This is a genomic window from Desulfogranum marinum (assembly GCF_963675105.2).
GTDB lineage: Bacteria > Desulfobacterota > Desulfobulbia > Desulfobulbales > Desulfobulbaceae > Desulfogranum > Desulfogranum marinum.
Genome location: NZ_CAXXRO010000004.1, coordinates 2,275,796 through 2,301,838, shown reverse-complemented (window position 1 = coordinate 2,301,838; position 26,043 = coordinate 2,275,796). Strand labels below are relative to the sequence as shown.

Here is a 26,043-nt window from a genome sequence, read left to right as displayed (position 1 = left end):
GTAGGGAGAACTCATGAAAATTACCTTTCTTGGCGCAGCGAAAACAGTAACCGGTTCCCAGCATTTGATCGAGGTCAATGGTCTGCGGCTGCTTCTTGACTGTGGCCTGTTTCAGGGAAGACGCAAAGAAGCATTTCATTTGAACCGGCAAAACCCCTGTGACGGTGATCTTGATGCTATCATCCTTTCCCATGCCCACATCGATCATTCCGGCAATATACCATGCAGGGTCAGGAACGGTTTCAAAGGCGATATTATCTGCACTTCTGCTACACGCGATTTGTGTGCCGTGATGTTGATGGACAGCGCGTATCTCCAGACCAGAGAGGTTGAATTCGTCAATCGTGCACGGGAAAGGGATGGGAAAGTCCCCTTCGAACCCCTATACACCAAGGAAGACGTTGTCCGTTCGATGGAACAGTTTATAGGCATGAGCTACAACCGTAAACGTCAGATTTTCCCAGGGATTGAGCTTACACTTATAGATGCCGGGCACATGCTGGGCAGCGCCCATGTGGTGCTTGACATCCATGAGGAAGAGACAGACAGAGACATCAGACTTGTGTTCAGCGGCGATATCGGACGTCCAGGCATCCCAATTATACGCGACCCGCAGCCGATCACAGAAGGAGCCGATGTGTTGATCATGGAAAGCACCTACGGCAACAGGTCGCACCCCCCCTACCCCGAGTCTGAAAAAGAGCTGAAACGAATAGTCAACGAAACCTATGAACGCGGCGGAACGCTTCTGCTTCCTGCATTTGCCGTCGGCAGGACCCAGCAGATCGTATATACCCTCCATAAACTTTTTGAGCACGGCGATATCCCGCCAATGCCCATTTATGTCGACAGTCCGCTGGCGACAAGGGCGACCGACATTTTCCGCCTGCACCCTGAATCCTATGACGAGGAAATTCTTGAATTTATGCTGCAGGACAAAGAAAACGACCCGTTCGGTTTTGAAACGATGAACTACACGGCCTCAGTCGAAGAGTCAAAGGCATTGAGCGCGTCTGATAAACCGGCCATTGTCATAAGTGCCAGCGGCATGATGGAAGGAGGGCGCATTCTTCACCACCTCAAAAGCCGGATTGGTGACCCCAAAAACACCATCCTGATCACCGGATGGCAGTCTCCCTACACCTTGGGCAGAAGAATTGTAGAAGGGAACGAGGAAGTCAGTATATTCGGCGAAAAATATGCGGTCAGGGCCAAAATTGAGGTGCTGACCGGATTCAGCGGTCACGCCGATCGGGAAGGCCTGCTTGCATGGGCCGGCGTTATGCAAAAAAAACCGGCACACACCTTTGTGATACATGGCGAAGAGGAATCGGCCAATGCACTCGCAGAAGCACTACGTTCACAAATCGGCCTACCATCAGTGCAGGTTCCTGAACCGCACCAGAGTGTTACAATATAACCTAAGTCCTGCACGTCGAATGTTAGAAAAAATAAATTCTATTTTAAAAAACAACATATTGAGCAGAAAATTGATTTGAAGTTCTATTCACGGTTTGAGTGAACCTATTTTTTCTCACCTTCAACGCCCTTCGGGATCGGCAATTTCACCAAATCTGCTACGTTACCGAAGGCTTGAAGTATTTTTATACGTCTGCGCCTCCGGTGCCTCACATCTTCGGCAGGTAGCGTAGACTCCGAAATTTCCAATTGCAGGATTTAGGTATAAACAAAAGGAACCACGACCAACGGGGGCGTATCGACCCATCCAAGTCAACTGTATACACCCCGTTGTTACCGATACTGACAGTACCATGAAGAGGTTCGCCTCAACAACAACGGTCGGCTTGCTAGTGAGGTTCATAAGATAAATAATCGATGAAACAAAGAAGAAAAATACAAAAAAATATGGTACGGAATTCTTTGTAACCTTTTGGTTGATTCTTAGCGGATGCGGCAGTGCATTGTTGGCTACTATCAACCCGGATTTCTCATGAACATTGTATCAACTTGTCAAAGTACACACAATTTCTGCATGTTATGCAACCTCACGTGGATTTGAAAGTTTCACACAATGTTCACCAAAGGTCAGTCCATCCAGCATCATCTTCTTCAGTATTTTGGTAATGAATATAATCTATTATAATTCATTACCAAAAACTTTGAACCTGACGCCGCCTGAACTGATGAGAAATCCGGGCTAAGGTCAAAATTTGTTAATTTTATTCAAATTGCCAAATACCTTACCCCACCTCTGATTCTCGTTGGATTGGCAGTGTATTTGGGCTTCAGCGTTCACCACAGAATGCTGGAAAAAGGCGTCTTAAACTTGACGAGAAAGCAGCCCTGGTTCCTCCGGAAAAACGGTTGAGCCAGGAAAAACCAGGCACCTTCGAGGAAATAGACCAAGGGCTCACAATCAATAACAGGAGATATACTCATTGCATACAACGGGCAGGAGATCTCTGACATGTCAACCTTTGTTGAGGCGGTAAAATCCGCCCAAAAAACTGAGACTGTTTCTCTTACCTGGCTGAGACTCAACGCCCGGAACCGCTTCGAAAGGCACGATGCAACTATCCCCAGCGGCATCCTGGGAGCGGCAACAATGCCCATTTAGAATAATCAAAGCAGACACATACCCTTAACATCCAACTTTTTATTTGTTTTGCCGTTGATAGGGTTTTGAACTGTATTTACCCGAAGGAGTGAAGATGAATCGTCGTGTGACCAAGACCACTATTTTGAACCAGGGAAATGCTGAGGAGAAGCGGGCAGAGATTCGTCAGTATTTCCACGACACCTTTGCCCTTGAGGACCAACTATACGGCACTCTGGCTGGGGATGAAGCCTTTTACCTGAGGGCTGAACCTTTGCGGCATCCGCTGATTTTTTACCTGGGCCACACGGCGACATTTTACATGAACAAGCTGATCATCGCCAAATTAACCACCACCCGCATTAACCACACCTTTGAGTCCATGTTTGCAGTGGGTGTGGATGAGATGTCGTGGGATGATCTGGACAGTTCCCACTACGATTGGCCATCGGTGGAGGCTGTTAAGGAATACAGGGTACAGGTCAGGAACTTTGTGGATCAATTAATTTCCACCCTGCCGCTGGAGATGCCCATCAACTGGGAGAGTCCCTTTTGGGTGATGATGATGGGAATTGAACATCAGCGCATCCATCTGGAAACCTCCTCGGTAATCATTCGCCGCTTGCCCATAGATCAGGTGCGACAGCTTGACGTATGGAAGATCTGTGAACAAAGCAATGAGCCACCTGAAAACAGCTTAATACCGGTAAAAGGTGGCAAAGTTGTTGTAGGCAAGCACAAAAATGACCCTCTCTATGGCTGGGATAATGAATTCGGGGTTCATGAAGCTGAAGTCTGGGATTTTGCTGCTGCAAAGTATCTGGTCTCCAACAAGGAATACCTCTCTTTTGTAGAGGATCACGGGTACAAACAGCAACAATTTTGGACGGAAGAAGGCTGGAACTGGGTTTCTTTTTCGCAGGCGCAGCATCCCTTGTTCTGGATACCGGGCAAAGACGGTTACCAGTATCGTACCATGACCAGTATTATCGAGATGCCATGGGATTGGCCGGTTGAGGTTAACTATCTTGAGGCCAAGGCATTCTGTAACTGGATGGCAGATAAAACCGGTAAGCCCATCCGCCTGCCAAGCGAAGATGAATGGTATCGCCTGAGGAGCCTGCAACCGATTGCCGACCAGCCATACTGGGACAAAGCACCGGGAAACATTAATTTGGAATACTGGGCCTCCTCCTGCCCGGTTACCCGTTTTTCAGTGGGTGATTTTTACGATATCATCGGCAATGTCTGGCAATGGACCGAGACCCCGATTTCCGGCTTTACCGGTTTTGAGGTCCACCCATGCTATGATGATTTTTCCACCCCCACCTTTGACACCCGCCACAACTTAATAAAGGGTGGATCATGGATATCCACCGGCAATGAAGCGACTAAAGATGCGCGTTATGCCTTTCGGCGACATTTCTTTCAGCATGCTGGTTTTCGCTACGTTGAGGCCAAGCAGCCTCTTGTCCAACCTGAGGCCATGTACGAAACCGATGGTGCTGTTTCTCAGTACTGTGAGGCCCATTACGGAAAAAGTTATTTCGATGTTGCTAATTTTTCAGCCACCGTGGCTGCTCACTGTCTTGCCTTGATGGAAAACAGACCGAAAAAGAAAGCGTTGGATCTTGGCTGTGCAGTGGGCAGAACCACCTTTGAGCTGGCCAAGGAGTTTGATTTTGTTCAGGGGTTGGATTTTTCGGCCCGTTTCATCCGCATCGCTTTTCAAATGCAGGAAAAGGGGGCAACCCATTACGGACTTACTGAGGAGGGGGAGATTACTTCCTATCACGAGCGGAAACTCGCCGACTTCGGCCTGGAATCGACAAAAAACAAGGTTGAATTTTTCCAGGCCGATGCCTCAAATTTAAAACCCCGCTTTACCGGCTATGATCTGATTGTAGCAGCCAATCTGCTGGACCGTCTCTATGATCCTCGTACGTTTTTAACCACCATTCATGAGCGTCTGCACCCCGGTGGATTGCTGGTCTTAACCTCCCCTTACACCTGGCTTGAAGAATTCACCAAAAAAGAAAACTGGATAGGTGGCTTCAGGCGGGATGGCGAGCCCTATACCACCTTGGAAGGTTTGCAGGAAATCCTCAGCAAGCATTTTCAGATGGCGACAGACCCACAGGATATACCTTTTGTGCTGCGGGAGACCAAAAGAAAATTTCAACACACCATTGCCCAGATGACAGCATGGGAAAAGCGCGCCGATTAACTCAGCGTTCCACCCATTACAGGAGAAGATTTCGGTGACAAACAAACCACAAGTATTGTTTTTGTCTCATGGGGGCGGCCCTTCGCCTCTTCTTGGGGACGAAGGGCATAAAGAGATGGTTGCCTGCTTAAAAAAAATTGCAGACCACATACCAACGCCATCGGCTATCCTCATCATCAGTGCGCACTGGGAAGAAAACGTAGCCACCATCACCTCGGCGGCACGCCCAGCTCTTTTGTATGACTACTCTGGGTTTCCAGAAGAATCCTACACCATTCAGTACGCCTGCCCAGGCGACCCCGGGCTAGCCAACCAACTCCACGAGATATTTGAAAAGAAAGGTGTTGCCTCCAGGCTGGATGACCAAAGAGATTTTGATCATGGTGTGTTTGTCCCCCTAAAAATAATGTATCCGGATGCTGATATTCCTTGTGTACAGGTGTCCCTTGTTAGCGGCCTCGACCCTGCTGAACATCTTCGGATAGGAGAAATTCTCCAAGACCTGGCTCATGAAAATCTACTTGTGATTGGTTCCGGCTTTTCCTTTCACAACATGAATGCCTTTTTCACACCTGTTACCAGCGAATCGGAAGCAATGAATGTATCTTTTGAAAGTTGGCTGGTGGAGACCTGTTCGAACCCGGATATTGAGGAAGCGGAAAGAGCACAAAGGCTCACCCAGTGGCACCAAGCCCCTTTTGCCGATTTTTGCCATCCCCGAGAAGAGCATCTGCTCCCATTACATGTTTGCTATGGTCTTACCCGCACCCATTGTTCCGATTTTTTTGAACTTCGAATTTTGGGTAGAAAATCAAGCATGTACTATTGGTCAGCAGAGCAATTCAGTATATTTCCAACTAACTAAAGGCCCTTTTTACAAACCAGCGCAGCTACGAGTAATTCTTAAGCTGCCGGATAGTCCTTTCTTTTCCATCTAAAATTTTATCCTTGGAGGTAACCAAAGATCCTGATATCAGCTATATGCCTGTGGTAAAATTTTCGATGCGTCTTGAATTTGAAATTATTTTTTATTTATTCAAGACACCCTAAAATGAAATAAAGGCAGCCCTATCCTTCCCTCCGTCATTCCTCTTCTCTTACAACAGTGGCCTCATCGCTCTACTATATTTACCTGCACGTACAAATGGTCCTGATATTGCTAGCACCTTCCCTGGTGCAATAACTCACAAGAGTATGAAAAATGGTCGTCAATCAGTTGTTCAGGAGAAGAGCACATGGAAAAAAAGTTCAACCAGCCTCTCGGCGGTAACGACATGACAAGGGCCGGTGGACCCGCAACAATGATGCGACTGCCAACGCAAAAAAATGCTGCCGGGCTTGATGCCTGTTTTGTCGGCATCCCGCTTGATATAGGGACTTCAAACCGAGTTGGGGCAAGACATGCTCCACGATCCATTCGAGCAGAATCCTGCATGATCAGACCTTATAACATGGGGACAGGGGCCGCACCTTTTGACAACATTCAAGTTGCCGATATTGGTGACATCCCTATAAACACTTACAGCTTATTAAAAAGCATAGACATCATCGAGCAAAAATTTGATGAAATCCTTCAGCACAACTGCATCCCTTTAACTCTAGGTGGAGATCACACCGTCACCCTACCGATACTAAGAGCCATCGCAAAGAAACATGGCCCTGTTGGCCTGGTTCACGTGGACGCCCACACCGATGTTAATGATGAAATGTTTGGCGAGAAGATCGCTCACGGCACAACCTTCAGGCGAGCGATTGAAGAAGGCCTTATCAATGGCAACCGTGTTGTCCAGATTGGTGTCCGGGGAAGCGGCTATGCCGCAGAGGATTTTGACTGGGGAAGAAAACAGGGATTCCGGGTAGTGCAGGCAGAGGAGTGCTGGCACAAATCACTGACTCCCCTCATGGAAGAAGTACGGCAACAGGTTGGGAACGGTCCTGTCTATATCAGTTTTGACATTGACGGCCTTGACCCTGCCTATGCCCCAGGAACCGGTACGGTAGAAATCGGAGGCCTGACAACCATTCAGGCCCTTGAAATTGTTCGCGGATGCCAGGGACTTGACATCGTCGGAGGTGATTTGGTTGAAGTATCTCCCCCATATGACACCAGCGGCAACACGTCCTTGATTGGCGCCAATTTCCTATTTGAAATGCTGTGTGTTCTCCCTGGTGTCCTCTCTGAAAAACACCCTTAGACCACGACAACTAAACCAGAAGACATATACTTTTCACGAGTATGTCATAAATTCCCACACACAAGGTTCGGCCAAAATATGAACAATAACGGCATTGCATCTTCCCTTCGCTGAAGCTCCTCTTCACCTTGAAAAACAACTATTTCGTCCGGCCTCCCGGATCCTGACGCTTACCTCGTTCTGCTAAAAAAATTATCCTCGGAGGTAAACATTAGACTCCTCTAGTAACCACATGCCTATGGTGATTTTTTGCGCATGCTACGGAGTTATGGCTGACCTGACGACGAACGTAATATCTAGTTTTTCAAGTGCCCCTCAAAGTATCGCATTTCTCAAGCGAATCCGATTCCAACTGTTTTTCCACGGATGGGCTCGCAGTCTACGCCGACAACAGAAACGCCCCAAAGCACACGCTGAAAAATTACATTATTGTGATAACTATACATTTCAAAATACATTTTCGTTCAATATTTAGCGCGTTTCCTGCGAGTGGCAACCTCAGCTCATATGGCCATAAGCTCAACTTATGCTTTTATTGTTCTTTTTCGGCTTTAAAAAAATAACAGCACTCCATAAATTCAAATAAAACATTTAAAAACGAGCATTTAACCAAACTAATGGCTCACAGCAGAACACACCCTCAACACAAAAAACCCCTGACATGTCTCTTGGGCACAACGGTTGCACTAAAAGTGAAAACACACCACATCCAGTGACAATCACGATAAGGAGGACCTCCAATAATGGACATGATCGATGTACTAGAAATAAAAAATGGAAACAGGGTCAAAGGGACCTTTTCCAGCGGGGAAATGCAACACCGAATGGATACTCTCCGTACATATATGGGGGCAGAAAATATCGACGCGATACTATTCACCTCCATGCATAATATCAACTATTACTCTGACTTTCTCTACTGTTCTTTTGGCCGTAATTTCGGCCTGACAGTTACTCAGACGAAATCTACAACCATCAGTGCCAATATTGATTTCGGGCAGCCATACAGACGCAGTTTTGGAGACAACATTGTTTATACCGACTGGAAACAGGATAACTATTTCCGAGCAGTGAAAAAACTCCTCCCTGGGTGCAAGCGGATCGGCATCGAATTTGATCATCTAACCATGCAAAACCTGAGAAAACTGGAAGATACTTTTCCAGGCGCTGACCTGATCGACATCAGCGCAGACATCATGCGTATGCGAATGATCAAGTCTGACGAAGAAATAGCACTTATTACCATAGGGGCGCAAGTTGCCGACATCGGCGGAGCGGCCTGCGTAGAAGCCATAGCTGAGGGTGTCCCTGAGCATGAAATTGCTCTGGCTTCAACCAATGCCATGGTGCGCGAGATAGCTCACCGGATTCCCCACGGTGAACTACGGGACACCTGGACCTGGTTTCAGTCAGGCATTAACACCGACGGTGCGCACAATCCGGTCACAAGCCGTAGAGTTCAAAAAGGAGACATTCTCAGCCTTAACTGCTTCCCCATGATCGCCGGATACTACACCGCTCTTGAACGCACCCTTTTTCTTGGCCAGCCAACAGACAGGGAGCTGGAGCTATGGAACATTAATTGTCGAGTGTACCAAAAAGGACTCAGCCTAATAAAACCAGGAGTCCGTTGCTGCGATATAGCCAAAGAACTCAACGAAATATATGCCCAAGAAGGACTTCTTGAAAACCGCACGTTTGGTTATGGCCACTCCTTTGGTGTATTGAGCCACTACTACGGACGCGAAGCAGGCCTTGAATTGCGCGAAGACATCGAAACCGTCCTTAAACCGAACATGGTTATCTCCATGGAGCCTATGATAACCATCCCCCAGGGAGAACAAGGCGCAGGAGGCTACAGAGAACATGACATACTTGTGCTGACAGACGATGGTGCTCGAAACATTACAGGATTCCCAGTGGGACCTGAGCACAATATAATTGAAGCCTAGAGGACAGACAAGTGAACGCCACCTTATTTGCCCTCGCAACTATAGCCATGTGGAGCTCCCTCGCTCTACTGACAGACCGGGTTTCCCATTTACCGCCCCTGCTGTCAGTGGGGCTCGTGCTCACTACTTGCGGCATAGTCGGTGCTCTCAGAATTCGAGAGTGGAAGGTTTCAGCTGTAACCTGGATGGTCGGCGTAGGCGGTATCTTTGGCTACCACTTCCTCCTGTTTGCAGCTTTTGGAAAAGCGCCTGCCGTTGAAGCAAACATGATTCAATACCTGTGGCCTTTGTTTATCGTCCTTTTTACGCCGATTATCTTACCGGGCAACAACCTCACAACACACCATATCATTGGGGCGATATTTGGCCTTACGGGAGCTATCCTCATCGTTACAGGCGGCAAGATCGGCCTGAAGATTGAGTACCTTTCGGGATACTGCTGCGCATTTGGCGCTGCCATCATTTGGGCGTGTTATTCCCTGCTCACCAAACGGCTTCCGCTATTTTCCACAGCAGCAGTAGGTGGATTCTGTTTTGTATCAGGCCTCCTCTCCCTTGGCCTGCAATACATAACTCAAGGATCGCTCCCAATGCCAAACCCCGAAGAGTGCATCAATATCGTTCTCCTCGGTATAGGCCCGATGGGTATGGCTTTCTACACATGGGACGCAGCCATGAAACGGAGTGATTCGAGAACCATCGGCAGCCTGGCCTACATTACCCCGCTCTTATCGACCCTGCTCCTGGTTGTCGTCAACGGGGCAAACTTTACGCTTTTACATGGTGCAGCCATCGTCCTGGTCACCGGAGGGGCTGTGGTCGGCTCACTTGATACTCTCAGGCCCGCGCTCTTCGCTCTCCTCAGGGGGCCAAAAAAATGCACGGAGGTTTTTCATAATCACCAATAAAACAGACAAGCTACAGCAGCACTGGGTGCAGTTCAGTATCAACCCATTTTTTCAATAAAAAACCAAAACCAACAAACAAGAGGTTCATCATGATTCGTCCGTTTAAATTCGCTGCCTTAATGCTGGCATGTTTTTTCGCGACCAGCGCACAAAGCCAGGCCAAAGATCTATTGGAAGAGATAAAAGAGAGGGGTGAAATTGTTATTGCCACCGAAGCTCGTTTCGCTCCTTTTGAAATGCTGAAACAAGGGAAAATAGTCGGATACGGCAAAGACCTGCTCGACGAAATCCTCAAAGATCTTCCAGGGGTAAAGCTCAAGCAGCTCGACCTGCCGTACCAAGGAATTTTGGCTGGTCTAGTTGCCAAACGCTATGATTTTGTGTGTACATCTTTAACCATTACCAAAGAACGTGCTGCAAAGTATGCCTTCACCTTACCAATCTCCACAGCATCTTTAACGATTGTTAAACGAACCGGTGATGATGCCATTAAGTCAGCTGAAGATATGGCCGGCAAAATAATCGGTATCCAGGCGGGAGCTACCCCCTACTTCAACGCACTAAAAAACTATGAAAACGAAGTGCTCAAGCCAAAAGCTGGCAAGGGTGTCGACAAATTAATGGAGTTCGTCAGCTATGACGACGCATATGCTGCACTGGCTGGTCGTCGGGTGGATGCCGTGGTCAACACCGTTCCAAACATTGCCCCGCTGGTGAAAGAGCGTGCAGATGTCTTTGAAATTATCCTGCCGGCTTTTGGCCCACCATCCTATTTTGCATGGGCCGGCCGAAAAGATGAAGCCAGCAATTCACTGGTACAGTTCTTTAGCGACGGTATTAGAAAGCTTGATGACAACGGCAAACTCAAAGAACTGCAGATGAAATGGTTTGGTTTTACCATGGATCTTCCTTTGGATAAGGTCCCTGAACCCGTTAACTAAAACCCCCCGAGTCGTCCCGGGCCAATAACGGGACGACTCGCACCTGCATCCTTGACAACACCTACGGACGGTCAGAATGTTCGATTTTACGATTATCCTCGATCACATCCCAGAACTTCTTGCTGGGGCATGGCGTACCTTATGGATATCCTTTGTATCCATAGGCATCGGCTTTGTGCTCGGCCATCTCCTCTGTTTCGGGAAATTTTCGGGAAACAAACCACTCCAGAGAACTATCGCCATTTATGTCAGTTTCTTCAGAGGTACCCCATTACTGGTTCAGCTTGCCATTATTTTTTATTTCCTGCCGCTTTTCGGCATATTCATCCCTTCAGTGGCTGCGGCTATCATTGCGTTATCAATGAATACGGCGGCATTTCAGTCTGAAATTCTCCGTGGCGGCTTTCAATCCCTGCCCAAAGGACAAGTGGAAGCAGCTCAAGATCTTGGCTTTAGCTGGTGGCAAATCAAGATACACATCCAAATACCCCAGGTATTCAGAGCAACCGTTCCGGCACTGATCAACGAATCTATAGATATCTTGAAAAACTCAGCCTTGATTTCCACCATCGCAGTAACGGATCTTATGCGAATCTCGCAAACACTGGCTTCAACCAGTTTTCGTCCCATCGAGTTCTTTCTTGCAGCTGGAGTTATTTATTTTGTCATGACCTACGCCATAAGCAGCTTTGGCAATATCATTGAACAAAAAATGAAAAGGATATAAAGCAAACATGTTTGATCTCTCCATCATAACTCAATATTACCCGCTGTTTCTCAAAGGATTCGCCTTTACTTTGCTCGTCTGTGCCGCCGGCATCCTTTGCGGCCTACTCTGGGGGCTGTTCCTTTACATATTAGGCCAATCACGCTTTCTACTTTTTCAGATATCATGCCGCTGGTATATAAATGTTTTCCGAGGCACGCCACTTTTAGTACAGCTCTTTCTACTCTTCTACGGAGGTCCCCACTTTGGCCTTCGTCTTTCCGCAATCGCAACCGGAATCATAGGCCTTGCGGCATACGGCGGCGCATATTTCGCTGAAATCTATCGTGCTGGATTTCAAAGCATTCCCAAGGGCCAGATTGAGGCTGCCAACGACCTCGGATTTTCCAAATTGCAGATAATACTGCATATCCAGTTGCCTCAAATGTTGACCCTGATCTTACCGGCACTAACAAACCAGACAATTATCATTGTCAAAGAATCTGCCATATTATCCATCATAACTGTTCCGGAACTGACAACGGCTGCGGTCAAGGTGTCAACCAGCACCTTTTCCATTGTAGAACCATACCTGCTCCTGGCAGGAGCTTACTGGATTATCGTACACTGTATTTCTAAATGCGGCATGGCATGGGAAAAAAGACAACTGACTTCCCTCTCCCCCACAACTCAAACTTCGGCAAATCACAATGTCTAACAAGGATACTTATGCAGTTCAGCTGCACTATCTATGGAAATCGTTTGGCGACAATACAGTGCTTAAAGGGATCGATCTCAAGGTAAAACACAAAGAAGTTGTCTGCCTCATAGGCGGGTCCGGTTCCGGCAAGAGTACCATGCTCCGTTGTATAAACAGCCTGGAAACCTTTGATGAAGGAAAAATATCTGTAGGAAAGGAATCGTTTAGCGCCTTAGAACCGGGGAAAAAGACCTCAAGTAGACTCCAGCAAGCCCGTTTTGCCTCCTTGAAAAATGTGTGCATGGTTTTTCAGCAATTTAACCTCTGGCCACATATGACGGTTCTTAAAAACGTTATGGCACCGCTGACCCTAGTCAAAAAGCTTCCCAGCAAAGAGGCAGAAGAAAAAGCCCGCTTCTTTTTGAACAAAGTTGGTTTATCCGGCAAGGAAGACCACTACCCAGCCAACCTTTCAGGTGGCCAGCAGCAAAGGGTTGCCATTGCCCGTTCGCTGAGCATGGAACCTTCTATAATGCTTTTTGACGAACCCACTTCAGCCCTTGACCCGGAGCTGGTCGGCGAGGTGCTCACGGTTATGCGCGATCTTGCCGATGAGGGCATGACCATGATTATCGTCACCCATGAAATGGGTTTTGCTGCCCAGGTAGCAGACAAGGTTGTCTTTCTTGCCGACGGCATCATCGAAGAAGAAGGTCCTCCCAGCAAGGTTTTTGAAAATCCATCAAGCCCGCGCTTGAAAGCTTTTCTCAGCACGTGGTCGGAACGAAACGCCGGCATCAACTGATATGGACAGATTAAAATCGCTCGACAGCCTCAGATTCTTTGTTGCTGCAGCGAGGCATTTAAACTTCACTAAGGCAGGAAACGAACTCGGTATCTCACAAAGTGCTGTCAGCCAGCAGATAGCCAAGTTGGAGTCAGTCATCGGATTTCGACTTTTTGAGCGACAGGCACGCGGTTTAAAATTCACCGAGAAAGGTGCCAGGTTTTGGGATGCTGTCCGTGAAGGTTTAGGGAGAATAGAACAGAGCCTGCAGGAACTGGACGACACAAGGCTCACCGGAAAATTGACCGTTCGCGCCCTGCCCTCTTTTGCCGCACGCTGGTTGCTGCCGAGGATCGACGAACTGCGAGACTGGGCACCTGAATTAAACATTGTCGTTGACGCTGACCTGGCACAACCTGATTTTCTCAATGACGGCGTAGACATTGCCATCACATACGGTAAGGGAGATCATCCCGAGTGGGACCAGAGCTTTCTCTTTCATGATGCCATTTTCCCGGTTTGTTCACCTGACTTTCTTCTATCTCATCGGATTGCCTCCCCACAAGATCTCCGCGGCGAGCACCTTTTACATGACTCCGTGCCGCAAGCTATTTACAGTACAAGCTGGGATGCATGGTTTGCCAGCTTGGGAATGTCCATGCCTCAATCCGGCACAGGCCCAGCATTTAGCACCTTGGCCATGGTGTGTGAAAGTGCAATCAAAGGACAAGGGGTTGCAGTGAGCAGACACAGCCTGGTGGCGGAAGATATCGCAAAGGGACGCCTTGTCAGGCTATTTGATCATGTACTTTTAGAAGACGGTTTTTACCTTGCCTGCCCAAAATCGAATCTGAAACGTATCGTCATTCAAAAATTTTATGAGTGGACCAAGGAACAGGCAGCATTGTTTCGAGAGGGTATGCAGTTTTGACGTAAACCTCACATCAACCCTTTCTCCGCCTGTGCCTGGATGGCTGTAATGGCGACCGTGTTCACAATATCGGGTATCAAGCAGCCACGGCTCAGGTCATTTACCGGTTTGTTCAGGCCCTGCATAATCGGGCCGATTGCCACCGCCCCTGCTGAACGCTGCACTGCTTTGTAGGTGTTGTTGCCGGTATTGAGATCGGGAAAAATAAAGACTGTTGCCTTTCCGGCAACGCTGCTCTCCGGCATTTTGGTCTTGGCAACCGTGGCATCAACGGCAGCGTCGTACTGGATCGGCCCTTCGAGCATCAGCTCCGGCGCAAGTTTATGGGCAATTTCGGTGGCTTTTTTCACCTTATCCACCTCTTCACCTTTTCCCGATGAACCGGAAGAATAAGAAAGCATGGCAACCAGTGGATTAATGCCGAACAACCTGGCTGTTTTAGACGTTTCAATGGCAATCTCCGCCAGCTGCTCGGCAGTGGGCCTGGGGTTGACAGCGCAGTCGGCATAGGCGAGCACACGGTCTTCCAGGCACATGAAAAACACCCCTGACATGATGGTGCTGCCCGGCTTGGTTTTTACAAATTCCAGTGCGGGGCGAACAGTCTGCAGAGTTGAATGCACAGAACCTGACACCATACCATCGGCATGCCCTTTGTAGACCATCATGGTGCCGAAGTGGTTAACCCCGGACATGACATCGCGGGCATTATCCGGGGTAATCCCTTTGTGCCGACGAAGCTCGTAGTATGTGGCGGCATAGTCTTCAAAATGCTCGGATTGAATTGGATCAATAATCTCGATACCGGTTAGCGAGAGCCCATAATCAACTATTTTTTTGAGGATCGCTTTGGACCTGCCCAGCAAAATAATTTTCACCGCATCCCGGTGGACGAGTATTTCTGCTGCTCGCAAGATACGTTCCTCTTCCCCTTCGGGAAGCACAATAACCTGCTTGTTGGTCCTGGCGCGTTTAATCAGGCCAAACTCAAACATTTTGGGCGAGGTGTACAGGCTGGAAAAACGAATAATTCTCTTGCGTAATGCCGTGGTGTCCACATTGGCCTCAAAGAGCCCCAGCGCAGTGGCAATTTTACGGGTGGATTCGGGCGTGATGTAGTTGCGGATAGCCTTGATCTTGGAGGCAGTGCTAAAGGTATCATCTTCAACCTTAACAATGGGAACCAGCCCTTCAGCCCCTTCGAGCAAGTCCTGGAGTGTTTTTTCGGGTTGCAGGTACCCAGTGAGGACCATACCTGCGATATTGGGCATGTTTGTGGAACGATAGGCAGCCATAGTGCCTAAAATGATATCAAGACGGTCTGCAGGAGTGATGACCAGGTCATCATCGGCAAGGGTGGGCAGATAGTTTTGCAGGTTCATTGCCGCCACAACAAAACGAGTAGCCAGCCTGCTGAGTTGCCCTTGCCCATAGATAACTTCCCCGTCAAGTGCGGCAACTATTTCAGCCATGGTGAGCATTTCCAGGGATTCGTCGTGGGGGATGGAATAGATAAGCTCCACCTTCTCCCGGAGGCTATCGAGCAAGAAAGCAGAAATGTTTTCCTGCAAATGGACAGGTGTTCGGTTGAGGATCATTGCCAACACACTGGAACCTTTGTCCTCAAAAGCTTCAATGGCAAATTTACAGGTTTTCAGCATACCATCGACCGAACCCTCATAGCCATTGGCTATCATCAGAATCGGGCACCTGAGATTGTTGGCAATATCCGCATTCAGCTCAAACTCAAACGCCGAGGAGTCACTCTCAAAATCCGTTCCCAGGCAAAGGACGAAATCATGCTCACTTTCAAGGGCCTTATACTTGGTCAGTATCCCTTCAACCAGTTGCCCTGTTTTATCTTCCGATATCAGATTTTGTGCCTCATCAAAGGTAAAGGCATACATCTGCTCATAGGATAATTTCAAATCATAGTGGGTGGAAATCAGGTGAAGAATTTTATCGATACCATCTGCATGGCGAGAGACGTTGATAATAGGTCTGAAAAAAGCCACCCGCTCAAGATTTCGCACCAAAAATTCCATGATTCCCAAGGTGACCACAGACATGCCGCTTTGCGGCTCAAGTGCTGTAACATACAGATTTTTAGACATGAGCGAACCTTTTTAAGTGATCTCTTAATAAAAGATGTTTACCGAGGAGTTTCCTGACTATCTGAGCTGCTTTTCCTACATCATCATTTTCCCATCTACCTGTTGCGGAGGCACACAGTCAGTTCCTGTAAAGAGTCAATCGACCAGGTGGGAGCAACAGGAAGGGAGGAGACATGCGCATGGCTCCAGTTGACAAAAATGGTATCGATACCGGCGCCGGCTCCGCTGCAGATATCATAGAGGGCGTCGCCGATAAAAACGGTACTGGCTTTATCGGCATTAAGCAGCGACATAGCCTTGAGCGCGGGTTCGGCGTCGGGCTTATGATTGGTTGTGTCTTCCGGGGTTATCAACACATCAAAATACTTGTGAGTATCCGTAGACTCAAGGATTTGCTCCAGGCTGAATCTTCTTCGTGAGGTGACAACGGCCAGTTGTTTGCCGGCGCCTTTAAGCAGCTCCAATGTTTCGATAACATGGGGAAACGGGCTGATGCTTTGTTCCATAATACTGAGCTGGTATTGGAGATAATCATCAAGAATCTGATCATGATCCTGCTCGGCGCCCAAATGAGTGATGAGTTGACTCTTGAGCGGCAGGCCAATACCATCAATAATGGTACTTCTCTCCATGCTTTTTCCTGCATATTTTTCAGCAACATATTGAAAACATGTGCAGATGAGATCCACAGTGTCGAAAAGGGTGCCATCGGCATCAAAAAGATAGCTGTCATACGATTTCATTCTATATCTCCAGTCTCTGAAAAGACCCACTGATACTTTGTTATAAAAGATTCACCCGATCCTAAAACGACAACGGTAGCTTTCAGCAAATACGTCTCCTCTTTCCGGTAACCACGCTCAACTTTCCACCATGAGCCATCTTCTTATAAGCGTATTTTGAATGCCAGAAAAAGCGTGCGCTGAGATGTATTAAAGTTGCCATCGGACACCAGAAAAAGCGTTTTGCTACCGTCCGGCAGGTCGGGTCCAAACGACATACCTTCTATGTTGTCCAGAGAGCTGTACTCCGGATCTGGAAGCGGCAGGAGGCTATCCAGGTCAAGAACCAATGTTTTCTTAACAAACCCGCTCTCCCTGTTTAGAGATTTCAATGATTGCACAGATGAAACATCTCTCCCCTCTTCCAGGTCGATCAGGTAGATACGAATATACACTGTGTTAAGCGTGGTGACCCAGCTTCTCTCCATGGCAAGTAAACGATACTCATCAAGGGCAAGTAGTTCAACCAGACCGTTCCCCCCTTGCAATGCATTCATGCCGGTAGGATTCGGTACCGGTGAAACCATATAGGGATAATGGGCTAAAACTTTCCCACTTTTTGAATACTTAATAATACGGACAGGTGAACCATTTACAATGGTGGTTTTCTTGCCATCCTGCTTCAGGGCCTGCTCATTTGCGGTAAAGATGCATTCGAAATTCGGTGTCACGGTTAAGGCTTCCAACCCAAGATTTTCCCGAACGCCTTTCTCCCCTTCCAGCCCCTGTATAAATTGCGAAGGAAGATTCCACTGTTTTACAAAACTACCGTCCATGCGAAACTCGGTTAGCGACGGTTCTTCTCCCTGCTCCACAGGCCCTTCGCTGCTGACGAGCAAATTTTTGTTCCCCAGGATTGCCAGTCCCTCAAAATCGATTTTATTTTTCTTGAAAAACTGCCGGTCGGCGTCTTGAAAAAATATCACCTTTTGAGGTGTAAGAGTGAACCCGTCATCATCATCCACTGCAAGCACATAATATCTTGCCGAATGAAACTGTGACCTGTCATCGGAAACAGCATAGAAGCAGCCTTCTTCAAGATCATAGGCCAGCCCTGACAGTCCGTTAAAAGCAGTCCCCCCAACCTGGGTATCGTAGCGAAAATTCTGATCCCCGATCAACTCCAGGGTTACTGCGCAGGCCTGCAAAACGCTAAGTTGCATAAGCAGCAATGGCACTAACAACAAACTTTTCATCTTTTTCCCTTCCTTTCCGGGTAAAATGCTTCTGGAAAAATCATATTGAATGAAAGAGAGGTCTTTCTCAAAAAAGCTCCGCCATTTTGTAAAACATCAAGGCGTTCAATACCAACCCATGATCAATCGTTCCTGCTCTGACAAGCGACGCCACCTCTGCATACGAATGAAGAAAACACTCTATATCTTCCATATCGTCAAATCTGGGCTCAGCGGATTTCACAGCGTCCCGTACCATGACCGTATAACAGTAATTGCGCTGCAAAGCTGGATTAGGACACACCTTACCGATAATCAGCGGATCGCTGCCGGTATAGCCGGTTTCCTCAAGCAGTTCACGGCAACCCGCGGTTATGGGATCTTCACCGGGATCGATCATTCCGCCGGGGATTTCAATTTCCTGGCGGCGACTGCCATAACGAAATTGACGAATCATGACCAACTGGTTGTCAGGGGTCACGGCAACAACATTTACCCAGTCTGTAAAATCAAACAAAAAAAATTCCTTTTCCCTACCACTCCTGCGACATTTAGCAGGACCGGACCAAATGCTCCCCAATGAGGTTTTAAGCAGTTCCTTTTCTTCGGCCAGTTCCCAGCCATTCAAGTTGTTTTTATCGCCCATGATGATTGCCTTCTTCTTTTTCATATTGGGAAACGACACGCATTAACCTGTGAATATATACCACACTCACCCCAGGATGGACAGTGTGTGGACTATCAATTCCTTGTTAATGATCCAGGGATTTGGACTGATGAACATTTTCACAGTGCCTGGATGCGCCTCAAAAAGATGCATTTTTATTTACAATGCAGGCATATAAACTTGCGAGGAAAGACTATGAGGAAAGCTATGGAATACTGCAAAAGAAATTTTTCATAACCACAAACAGGTGGGTAGTGCGCTGCGGCTTGAAAAGCGAAAGGTTACAATAACAAGTAGGTACAACTTATAAAAAAAATTATTTCAGCTACACCATATAATCTTCTAACAAAAACGACGACGGACTCGACCAAAACCGGAACCCGTCGTCGAATACTAATTACTTCTACCTAAATCCTGCAAGATTTAGGTTCTATTTAAGGGCGGATAACTCTTTTACATCAAGTTTGCCATCCTTGTTAACGTCGAGCACGTCGAACGCTTCAACCACTTCCGGCATCTCTTGCGCTTCCTCGAGGGAAACAAAGCCGTCTTGGTCCTTATCAAGTCCCATAAGGGGATGGGTATCGGCAAAGACATTTCCTGATACCAGGGAAATAGACAAAGCGGCCATTGCAACTACAGTTCTTTTCATCATGATTATATTCCTCTTCTGTTTACTTTGAAATATTGGGATATATTCCCACATAACTTGCCCTGCTCTAGCAAGGGGTATGCCACTACAAAACAGTGTGGATATATCAAAAAGATAAAACAATCAGAGACATATAAAGTTAAAGATAGCATGGATAACCGTTGTCGGCAAAAGACACCTTTACAGGCCATCTAAACAAACCCCCTGAAAATACGGGAAAATGCTTGTGGCCGGTCGGCGACACTTCTCTTGTAATTTTGATGAATTAGAGAGTAAACTGGATTTACCAGCTACCCAGTTACCCATAAAGGACAAGCAGCTTATACCAATAGAGTAGTATTCCAGACATAATGCACAAAATGGCGACGCCCTTTCTGCCGATAAAATCAGTTTCGTTCGTGTAGGCACGTGATACTTGAAACTATATTCAGACAGGAGGTATGCGGCTCCTTTTGCAAAGAAAAGGTACAAATATTTTCGAACATACCACCAACTATCAACAAAATTTTAACACTTTACCGCAAAATAAATAATGGACACCGCACTTTTTGACTCATGGACAGATAAATATGACCGTTGGTTTACAACCTCTTCAGGAAGGCTTGTAAAAAAGTATGAAACTGAGCTGTTACTTGAGCTACTGTATCCCCAGCCAGGCGAAAAGATTTTGGATGTGGGCTGCGGCACGGGTATTTTCACAGAGGATGTTCTTGACTGCGGAACGACGGTGGTCGGCATTGACCTGTCTCTTCCTATGCTGAAAATAGCGTTGGAGCGTACTCGAGATGACGCCTTTAGCGGTCTCTGCAGCGATATGTGTGCCCTCCCTTTTCCTGACAACAGTTTTGACAAAGTGTTTTCCATGACCGCGATTGAATTTGTGGCTGACGCAGAAAAAGCAATAGCAGAACTGAATAGAGTCACCCGAAAAGGAGGATGTATCGTTGTTACCACTTTAAATAGTCTCAGTCCATGGGCAATAGAGAGACAAAAGAATGCCCGAGACGGGGGGCATAGCCTCTTTCAGAACGTTTCTTTCCGTTCACCGCAGGATATGCGTTTGCTGGTTCCGCACCCCTGCGTTATCAAGACGGCCATTCACTTTCAAAAAAATACCCGGGTTGAAGACATTCCAGAGATTGAACTACAGGGAAACAGGGAACATGCTGAAACAGGAGCTTTCCTGGCAGTGCAATGGCATACAAACGAAGAATAATCTTTTAAGGCCCCTTCCCTCGACAATTCCGTCGAAGGTTGCATAACTTGTCGCCGCTGCAACAGTCAGCTTACGGCAGAAAAAATCCCAACTACCTGATTTCAAGAAATTTTCACATAATTGACAGCACAATGTTTCCCTGGCATGGATACTGCTTAGAGTCATAGAAGACGCACGAATAATCCATGCACGAAGGTCCCTTATGCACGCAAGATATGCGACGCTGGGAATAGTCCTATTCACTTTTTCAACCATTAAGGAGAACATCATGAGAAAGAAAATGGCAACTTCACTTTTGGCAGCCTTGGCAGTCTTTACCTTGAACAGCCCTGCCTGGAGCACTGATTACACGACCATGACCACTGAGGAGTTAAACAATGTGCGCGGGACGTTGTACAATGCTACAGAAGCCGAAAGAAATGCCTTTCGCAATGAATGGCAAAAAAGAATCAATCAAATGACCCCTGAAGAACGCACCCAGTATATGGGACCAGGCAAGGGGAAAGGCAAAGGATACGGTGGCGGAAAAGGTCAAGGATCTGGGAAGGGCGCTGGTCAGGGGCAAGGTCAGGGGAAAAATAATTGAATCATTCACCTGCAACTGATGGACTCGAATAAAGTCCATCAGTTGCTGCCCATCTGCATCAGCAAAGAAGAGAGCCCCATGCTGATTAACGAAAGTAATGCTCTATTTTCCAGCCTGATCCCTGATAGTGCGCAGACTCCTTAGGGTGACCGATGAACAGTTATCTGCTGTTTACAGTTCTATGGTGATATTGGGGTAGAGCCCTTTCATTGCACCAAATTGAAAAGGTTGTATCGTGTTAAGTGACAGATTTTGGTTCCTTTGCGCGTGACCGGTATTATTTGCTCCGTCAAAAAAAGCACCATTAGCATCAAGAATGTGATCAATGCGGTCCTTAAATGCTTTGACAAAAAGGTAGCCGTTTCCTTCAAAGTGCAGATTCCCCTTGTTGAATGCGGTTTTCTCTGCCTTCAATGCATCAAAAGAAATACTGTTTTTTTCAAGATCAGCATTGTTTCTTATGATGCCCCACACCAAATGATCCTTTGGAATATGCAAGGGTTCATCAATGTCGACAATTGTATGCGGCATGACAATGCAACCTTGGCCGACATGCAGCCTTGCCCCCTCTTTTCCTAACAAGAAACTATTGAACCCGACAAAGACATCTCGCTCAAGATCCGATTCAATTATCTTGGCACCATGGGCTGTGACGTTATATCCTTCGAGCTTTGAGTGGATAATGTAACAATTTTCCTGTGCATTTGATCCCTTACCAATATACGAATCCTCTAAATACGCCCTTTGCGAGATAAGAACATTATCAGCAATGGTAGTTTTGGGCAGGACAACAGCGTACCGATCAAGAGATGCTGTTTTGGGCACAGATTCAATAACATCAACATTAACTGCATCAAAAAGGCGCTGAAAAGCTTCTTCACGTTCCTCAATAAAATCAAATATCATTCCACGAGGACGTTCACCCGGGGTTACAGTTGCGTATTTTTTGAGGAGATCCGGGTCATGACGATAGTAAAAGTTAAACTGGTCAGGTGCGTTTACCCATATCGTGCCGGGGTCTATTCTCATGTGACTGATTTCTCCCGCCTGAATATAAGAATACGTTCCGATAACACTATCCTGGACGGTTGTTAAATCAACAGTCGCAAAGGGACCGAGAAAAGCCCCATCAGTCGGCGAGCCATGGATGTTTGCGTAATCCATGGCAAGCGTATCTCTGATAAAGAACACTTCAGGAGTTTCCGGGTCATGCGAATGATTGTGGACCAGAGTTTTAGCCAGGGCAGAAGTTCTGATGTCGATCGATTCGTCGTCGTTTAGGTCGATCGCAAAATTCTGATATTTAAAAAGATCCCCTTTTCTCTTCAACTCGTCTCCCCGAATATCACTCTTGTAAAGCAATGAGTTGGAAATTCGGCATTTTCCCAAAAAATAGCTCCCAGCTAATCCTGAATTTTCAAATACCAAATTCAAAGGATGCCCCGTTGTTATCCCATAAAAAGCATAAAACTTATCCATCTGTTGGGGTTGAATTATACCCGTGGAGTATGGCTCTGTGTCAAAATTAAGTTCACGGAGGTTGATATTTACCCGCTGAATAATTCTTTCATATAATTTTTGCAGTTCGTTCATGTTTCTCTTCTCTACCGTAAAAGTGCAATGTATACAGGATGAATATATCAAATGAAGGAGGACTCAATATCGACAACCATCACCGGTCAGGTTTCCAGTTCCCCTTCCCTCTTGCGCATTTCATGAAAAACAGAAGCGAATACATCTCCAATCCTTAAGACCCCTACAATCTCTTCTTTCCTTGTAACAAGAAGAGAGAGGTGGGTTCCTGCTACAAGTTTATGAATTGCCATATCCAGGGAACTTTCTTCCGAGACAAATTCGCCGGGGGTAGGCCGCTGCATAAATTCTTCTACTTTTTTATTTGCCGTTGCACGAAAAGAATCCTGGTCCAATATCGGGCCTTCCAACCTGTACTGCTCACATTTGTCTGCTATATACTGATCACTAAATTTAAATTGACTCAATTTTTCAACATCACAACCAAGGTCATATCTGGTTTCAATAGCTTTCAATATTCGAAGTTGGCCGACTTTACCGATAACAGCCTTGTTATCATCTAAAACAAGAATAGCTCTATGCTCGTATTTACTGGCGGAATAGGCTTCTTGCGCTGCCTCCAGGGCTAAAACAGCATCAATCAAAGAAGTGCCGACAACGACAGTGGCATATTCAGAAATTGGTACCATCAGGTCTTTGACACATATGTTCTCCATAAATATTCCTTTTAGTCGAAATTAAGTAACTTCAGTAGTATTCAGTAGTACAATCAGGGCCCGACCTCTATTTGAAACATAACGTACATAGAGGGATTGTAAAAATCTTGAAAAAAAGCAAAGCACTCCTTCACCGGCATGCCACGGAATCTGCGCTTACCTTTTTACCCGCGATCCGGCCTTCACCCTGGGTGAAGAAACACAGTCTGTCCACGCGGCCGATGCCGGGAATTGATGGATACGCTACACCTATCCGCCCTCACAGCTTTGGCATCGTTAAAGTCTTACATTAATAATATTGAGGGGTTATGAACATATTATTTTCTAAAAATATAGCTCCTGGTGGACGATCACAAAGTAGAAACGCTTGGATTTCAATTAGTTGCTCCTATCTTATACCAATTTATCACGTAGAAGCGAATAACAAATACCCTCGTCAAAACCTTGCGCTGAACCTGTTCAGCGCTACTACCGTACCTTAATGTCATTTGTGGCCAGGCATCAACTCTAGCAATGTTCTGTTTCCCAGCCTCCACTTACTAGCGCACACCACCATAAAAGTGGTAATCTATCAAATAAATATGGTGTTTTCTTTGATTGAAAGGCCATATTTATGACAACACAAAAAAAGATACCACTTTCATGAACCCTGAACCAACTTCCTCCATGCATATAGCCCTCATTTCCATGCCCTGGTCGATTTTCAATCGCCCTTCCATCCAGCTGGGGACTTTAAAAAGTTTTTTGGAACGTGAATCCGATTACACGGTTGATGCCTTCCATCCCTATTTACACACCGCCAAGGTGATAGGCACTACTACTTACTCCAAACTGGCCTTTTCAGGATGGGCAGGAGAAGCGTTGTTCAGCCCCCTGCTCTTCCCTGAAAAACGAACAGATGCGCGTAAACTTTTTCAAGAGAGCATAACCGGTGCAATCGATCCAGCTCCTGACTTTGAACAACTGGTTGCGGTGATGGAGCGCCACCTGGAACAGTGGTTGGCCCAAAATGACCTAAAACGATACGACCTGGTCGGTTTCACTGTTTGTTTTAGTCAATTGTTGCCCTCCCTTTACCTGGCTCGTACGATAAAAGAACGCATGCCAAAGATGCCCATCGTTTTTGGAGGTTCTTCCTGCTCAGGCCCACTTGCCGCCTCTCTGGCTGAACATTTCCAGGAGGTGGATTATGTCATCGATGGCGAAGGGGAAGGCTCACTGCTTCAGCTATGTCGCTTTCTTCAAGCTAAGGAGCAATCCCTGCCGCAAACCGTCCATACCAGGCTGTCTACACCACATACAGATATTGCCCCTGCCCCGCAGCGACTCGACGACCTGCCCTACCCTGACTTTTCTTCTTATTTTCACGAAATGCGTCAGGTCTTTCCCAGCCAACCCTTTATCCCGGTCTTACCTTTGGAATTTTCAAGAGGGTGCTGGTGGAACAAATGCACCTTCTGCAACCTGAATCTGCAATGGCACGACTACCGATTTAAAAACAGCCGCAGGATGACAGAAGAAACGTTGCACCTGGCAAAAGCCTACGAATCGTTACACTTCACTTTTACAGATAATGCGTTACCGCCCAGAGAAGCTGATCGTTTTTTTGCAGCAATGGCCGAAGCTGATATGGATTTTGATTTTTTTGCTGAAATCAGAGCGCTGACCAAACCCGAGCAGTTGAAGCTATATCGGCTGGGTGGCCTGCGTACGGTGCAGGTTGGGATTGAGGCCTTGTCTTCCTCGCTGCTGCAGAAAATGGAAAAGGGTACCACAGCCATCGACAACATTGCGGCCATGAAACTGTGCTGTCAATATGGAATCCGCCTGGAAGGCAACCTGATTACTGATTTCCCGACCACCACAGAAGCGGAAATTACAGAAACGCTGCATCACCTGGATTTTGTACGGCCCTACCCACCAATGGAACCGGCAACCTTTTTTCTTGGCCTTGGTTCTCCTATCTACGATCGCAGCAAAGAGTTTTCGATCCAGGCCATCCTGCCGCATGCAAAAAACAAAAAACTTTTCCCCAAAACTTACCTGCAAGGGATGGACATGCTTCTCAACAGCTACCGGGGTGACCGGAAGCGACAACACGCTATGTGGGCACCGGTCAGACAAAAAATAAAGGACTGGCAGCACTTCCACAGCAAGAGACCACAAGGCCGTCCACCGCTCTTTTACCGTGACGGCAGTACTTTTTTAATCATCCGCCAGGAAACAGGAACAGGCAAGCCTCTGCTTCACCGGCTGCGAGGCCTTTCCAGAAAAATATATCTTTCCTGTGCAACACCAACCAGTATAGAGGATCTCCTCGCGGCTTTTCCAAAAATAGCGGAACCTGCCTTGAGAAATTTTATCAATGATCTCTGTGCAAAACGTCTGATGTTTCAAGAAAATGGCCGGGTTCTCTCTCTGGCGATTCGACACACAACATAGCCTGCCAACAAAAACAGGGGTTTCCTGTATTAACTTGTTGGTGAGAGCACATTCGGCCACTGTTTACGAAAAAATACCTGATGGGGCAAAGGACCTATATGCAACGTATCAAAAAGAGAAAAAAAGTCAGGACGGCAAATATAGTAGCTACATCGAAAGTATATTTAGCCCGAATTTCTCATGAGTTTTTTGGTTTTCGACTTAAGTTTTTGATATTTATAGAAAATACGGTAGCGCTTAAAAAACAGACTGTTTT

Annotated in this window: 23 protein-coding genes; 16 read left to right on the top strand and 7 right to left on the bottom strand. The window is 46.8% G+C overall.

The window, feature by feature from the left end; genetic code table 11:
• The first annotated feature begins 13 nt into the window (after positions 1-13).
• The 12 genes from ACHZCY_RS18890 (at position 14) to ACHZCY_RS18835 (ending at position 13,904) form a co-directional block, all read left to right on the top strand.
• Positions 14-1,420: an MBL fold metallo-hydrolase gene (locus ACHZCY_RS18890; protein ID WP_319549987.1), complete on the top strand. Its 1,407-nt coding sequence runs from the start codon at positions 14-16 to the stop codon at positions 1,418-1,420.
• 1,008 nt (positions 1,421-2,428) lie between these two features.
• A complete protein-coding gene (locus ACHZCY_RS18885; protein WP_319549986.1) occupies positions 2,429-2,578 on the top strand; it encodes a hypothetical protein in 150 nt (49 codons plus the stop codon).
• A 94-nt stretch (positions 2,579-2,672) separates the two neighbouring features.
• Positions 2,673-4,784, top strand: a complete 2,112-nt coding sequence (gene ovoA, locus ACHZCY_RS18880; RefSeq protein WP_319549985.1) for a 5-histidylcysteine sulfoxide synthase — start codon at positions 2,673-2,675, stop codon at positions 4,782-4,784.
• Positions 4,785-4,818: 34 nt separating this feature from the next.
• Positions 4,819-5,649: a DODA-type extradiol aromatic ring-opening family dioxygenase gene (locus ACHZCY_RS18875; protein WP_319549984.1), complete on the top strand. Its 831-nt coding sequence runs from the start codon at positions 4,819-4,821 to the stop codon at positions 5,647-5,649.
• A gap of 370 nt (positions 5,650-6,019) precedes the next feature.
• On the top strand, positions 6,020-6,979 hold the full coding sequence (speB, locus tag ACHZCY_RS18870) for an agmatinase (protein ID WP_319549983.1): 960 nt from the start codon (positions 6,020-6,022) through the stop codon (positions 6,977-6,979).
• Positions 6,980-7,722: 743 nt separating this feature from the next.
• The gene (locus tag ACHZCY_RS18865) at positions 7,723-8,931 is read left to right on the top strand and encodes an aminopeptidase P family protein (RefSeq protein ID WP_319549982.1); all 1,209 of its coding nucleotides are present in this window, start codon (positions 7,723-7,725) and stop codon (positions 8,929-8,931) included.
• An 11-nt stretch (positions 8,932-8,942) separates the two neighbouring features.
• Positions 8,943-9,839 (top strand): DMT family transporter, encoded by an 897-nt coding sequence (locus ACHZCY_RS18860; protein WP_319549981.1) that lies wholly within the window; start codon positions 8,943-8,945, stop codon positions 9,837-9,839.
• Positions 9,840-9,928: 89 nt separating this feature from the next.
• Complete coding sequence (locus ACHZCY_RS18855; protein WP_319549980.1) at positions 9,929-10,780, top strand: transporter substrate-binding domain-containing protein; 852 nt, start codon at positions 9,929-9,931, stop codon at positions 10,778-10,780.
• Positions 10,781-10,856: 76 nt separating this feature from the next.
• A complete protein-coding gene (locus ACHZCY_RS18850) occupies positions 10,857-11,507 on the top strand; it encodes an amino acid ABC transporter permease (protein WP_319549979.1) in 651 nt (216 codons plus the stop codon).
• A gap of 7 nt (positions 11,508-11,514) precedes the next feature.
• A complete protein-coding gene (locus tag ACHZCY_RS18845) occupies positions 11,515-12,204 on the top strand; it encodes an amino acid ABC transporter permease (protein ID WP_319549978.1) in 690 nt (229 codons plus the stop codon).
• Positions 12,197-12,991, top strand: a complete 795-nt coding sequence (locus tag ACHZCY_RS18840; protein WP_319549977.1) for an amino acid ABC transporter ATP-binding protein — start codon at positions 12,197-12,199, stop codon at positions 12,989-12,991. The genes ACHZCY_RS18845 and ACHZCY_RS18840 overlap by 8 nt, the downstream gene beginning before the upstream one ends.
• Before the next feature lies 1 nt (position 12,992).
• Entirely contained in the window at positions 12,993-13,904 is a 912-nt protein-coding gene (locus ACHZCY_RS18835) for a LysR substrate-binding domain-containing protein (protein WP_319549976.1), read from the top strand.
• Between the two features lie 8 nt (positions 13,905-13,912).
• On the opposite strand, the gene pta is transcribed toward ACHZCY_RS18835, so the two are convergent.
• The 5 genes from pta to ACHZCY_RS18810 all read right to left on the bottom strand — a co-directional run bounded on the left by pta (position 13,913) and on the right by ACHZCY_RS18810 (position 19,297).
• On the bottom strand, positions 13,913-16,018 hold the full coding sequence (pta, locus tag ACHZCY_RS18830) for a phosphate acetyltransferase (RefSeq protein WP_319549975.1): 2,106 nt from the start codon (positions 16,016-16,018) through the stop codon (positions 13,913-13,915).
• A 95-nt stretch (positions 16,019-16,113) separates the two neighbouring features.
• A complete protein-coding gene (locus ACHZCY_RS18825) occupies positions 16,114-16,761 on the bottom strand; it encodes an HAD family hydrolase (protein ID WP_319549974.1) in 648 nt (215 codons plus the stop codon).
• A 143-nt stretch (positions 16,762-16,904) separates the two neighbouring features.
• Positions 16,905-17,996, bottom strand: a complete 1,092-nt coding sequence (locus ACHZCY_RS18820) for an esterase-like activity of phytase family protein (protein ID WP_319549973.1) — start codon at positions 17,994-17,996, stop codon at positions 16,905-16,907.
• Between the two features lie 67 nt (positions 17,997-18,063).
• Positions 18,064-18,660: an NUDIX hydrolase gene (locus ACHZCY_RS18815; protein ID WP_319549972.1), complete on the bottom strand. Its 597-nt coding sequence runs from the start codon at positions 18,658-18,660 to the stop codon at positions 18,064-18,066.
• A gap of 412 nt (positions 18,661-19,072) precedes the next feature.
• Entirely contained in the window at positions 19,073-19,297 is a 225-nt protein-coding gene (locus tag ACHZCY_RS18810; RefSeq protein WP_319549971.1) for an EF-hand domain-containing protein, read from the bottom strand.
• A 529-nt stretch (positions 19,298-19,826) separates the two neighbouring features.
• Between ACHZCY_RS18810 and ACHZCY_RS18805 the strand changes: the two genes are divergently transcribed.
• From ACHZCY_RS18805 to ACHZCY_RS18795, 3 genes are all read left to right on the top strand, one after another.
• A complete protein-coding gene (locus ACHZCY_RS18805) occupies positions 19,827-20,510 on the top strand; it encodes a class I SAM-dependent methyltransferase (protein WP_319549970.1) in 684 nt (227 codons plus the stop codon).
• 268 nt (positions 20,511-20,778) lie between these two features.
• Complete coding sequence (locus ACHZCY_RS18800) at positions 20,779-21,096, top strand: DUF1104 domain-containing protein (protein WP_205220977.1); 318 nt, start codon at positions 20,779-20,781, stop codon at positions 21,094-21,096.
• 18 nt (positions 21,097-21,114) lie between these two features.
• Positions 21,115-21,240 (top strand): hypothetical protein, encoded by a 126-nt coding sequence (locus ACHZCY_RS18795; RefSeq protein ID WP_319549969.1) that lies wholly within the window; start codon positions 21,115-21,117, stop codon positions 21,238-21,240.
• Positions 21,241-21,267: 27 nt separating this feature from the next.
• On the opposite strand, the gene ACHZCY_RS18790 is transcribed toward ACHZCY_RS18795, so the two are convergent.
• Entirely contained in the window at positions 21,268-22,689 is a 1,422-nt protein-coding gene (locus ACHZCY_RS18790) for a transferase (RefSeq protein WP_205220976.1), read from the bottom strand.
• Positions 22,690-22,775: 86 nt separating this feature from the next.
• A complete protein-coding gene (locus ACHZCY_RS18785) occupies positions 22,776-23,345 on the bottom strand; it encodes a CBS domain-containing protein (RefSeq protein WP_319549968.1) in 570 nt (189 codons plus the stop codon).
• Positions 23,346-23,987: 642 nt separating this feature from the next.
• Between ACHZCY_RS18785 and ACHZCY_RS18780 the strand changes: the two genes are divergently transcribed.
• Entirely contained in the window at positions 23,988-25,787 is a 1,800-nt protein-coding gene (locus ACHZCY_RS18780; protein WP_319549967.1) for a RiPP maturation radical SAM C-methyltransferase, read from the top strand.
• Positions 25,788-26,043: the final 256 nt, after the last annotated feature.

Coding starts and splice junctions, on each gene's coding strand:
- ACHZCY_RS18800 (WP_205220977.1), top strand. CDS start 20,779: ATGAGAAAGAAAATGGCAACTTCACTTTTGGCAGCCTTGGCAGTCTTT.
- ACHZCY_RS18840 (WP_319549977.1), top strand. CDS start 12,197: ATGTCTAACAAGGATACTTATGCAGTTCAGCTGCACTATCTATGGAAA.
- ACHZCY_RS18780 (WP_319549967.1), top strand. CDS start 23,988: ATGAACCCTGAACCAACTTCCTCCATGCATATAGCCCTCATTTCCATG.
- ACHZCY_RS18825 (WP_319549974.1), bottom strand. CDS start 16,761: ATGAAATCGTATGACAGCTATCTTTTTGATGCCGATGGCACCCTTTTC.
- ACHZCY_RS18795 (WP_319549969.1), top strand. CDS start 21,115: ATGGACTCGAATAAAGTCCATCAGTTGCTGCCCATCTGCATCAGCAAA.
- ACHZCY_RS18845 (WP_319549978.1), top strand. CDS start 11,515: ATGTTTGATCTCTCCATCATAACTCAATATTACCCGCTGTTTCTCAAA.
- ovoA (WP_319549985.1), top strand. CDS start 2,673: ATGAATCGTCGTGTGACCAAGACCACTATTTTGAACCAGGGAAATGCT.
- ACHZCY_RS18850 (WP_319549979.1), top strand. CDS start 10,857: ATGTTCGATTTTACGATTATCCTCGATCACATCCCAGAACTTCTTGCT.
- ACHZCY_RS18890 (WP_319549987.1), top strand. CDS start 14: ATGAAAATTACCTTTCTTGGCGCAGCGAAAACAGTAACCGGTTCCCAG.
- ACHZCY_RS18790 (WP_205220976.1), bottom strand. CDS start 22,689: ATGAACGAACTGCAAAAATTATATGAAAGAATTATTCAGCGGGTAAAT.
- ACHZCY_RS18865 (WP_319549982.1), top strand. CDS start 7,723: ATGGACATGATCGATGTACTAGAAATAAAAAATGGAAACAGGGTCAAA.
- speB (WP_319549983.1), top strand. CDS start 6,020: ATGGAAAAAAAGTTCAACCAGCCTCTCGGCGGTAACGACATGACAAGG.
- pta (WP_319549975.1), bottom strand. CDS start 16,018: ATGTCTAAAAATCTGTATGTTACAGCACTTGAGCCGCAAAGCGGCATG.
- ACHZCY_RS18885 (WP_319549986.1), top strand. CDS start 2,429: ATGTCAACCTTTGTTGAGGCGGTAAAATCCGCCCAAAAAACTGAGACT.
- ACHZCY_RS18810 (WP_319549971.1), bottom strand. CDS start 19,297: ATGATGAAAAGAACTGTAGTTGCAATGGCCGCTTTGTCTATTTCCCTG.
- ACHZCY_RS18785 (WP_319549968.1), bottom strand. CDS start 23,345: ATGGAGAACATATGTGTCAAAGACCTGATGGTACCAATTTCTGAATAT.
- ACHZCY_RS18805 (WP_319549970.1), top strand. CDS start 19,827: ATGGACACCGCACTTTTTGACTCATGGACAGATAAATATGACCGTTGG.
- ACHZCY_RS18820 (WP_319549973.1), bottom strand. CDS start 17,996: ATGAAAAGTTTGTTGTTAGTGCCATTGCTGCTTATGCAACTTAGCGTT.
- ACHZCY_RS18835 (WP_319549976.1), top strand. CDS start 12,993: ATGGACAGATTAAAATCGCTCGACAGCCTCAGATTCTTTGTTGCTGCA.
- ACHZCY_RS18855 (WP_319549980.1), top strand. CDS start 9,929: ATGATTCGTCCGTTTAAATTCGCTGCCTTAATGCTGGCATGTTTTTTC.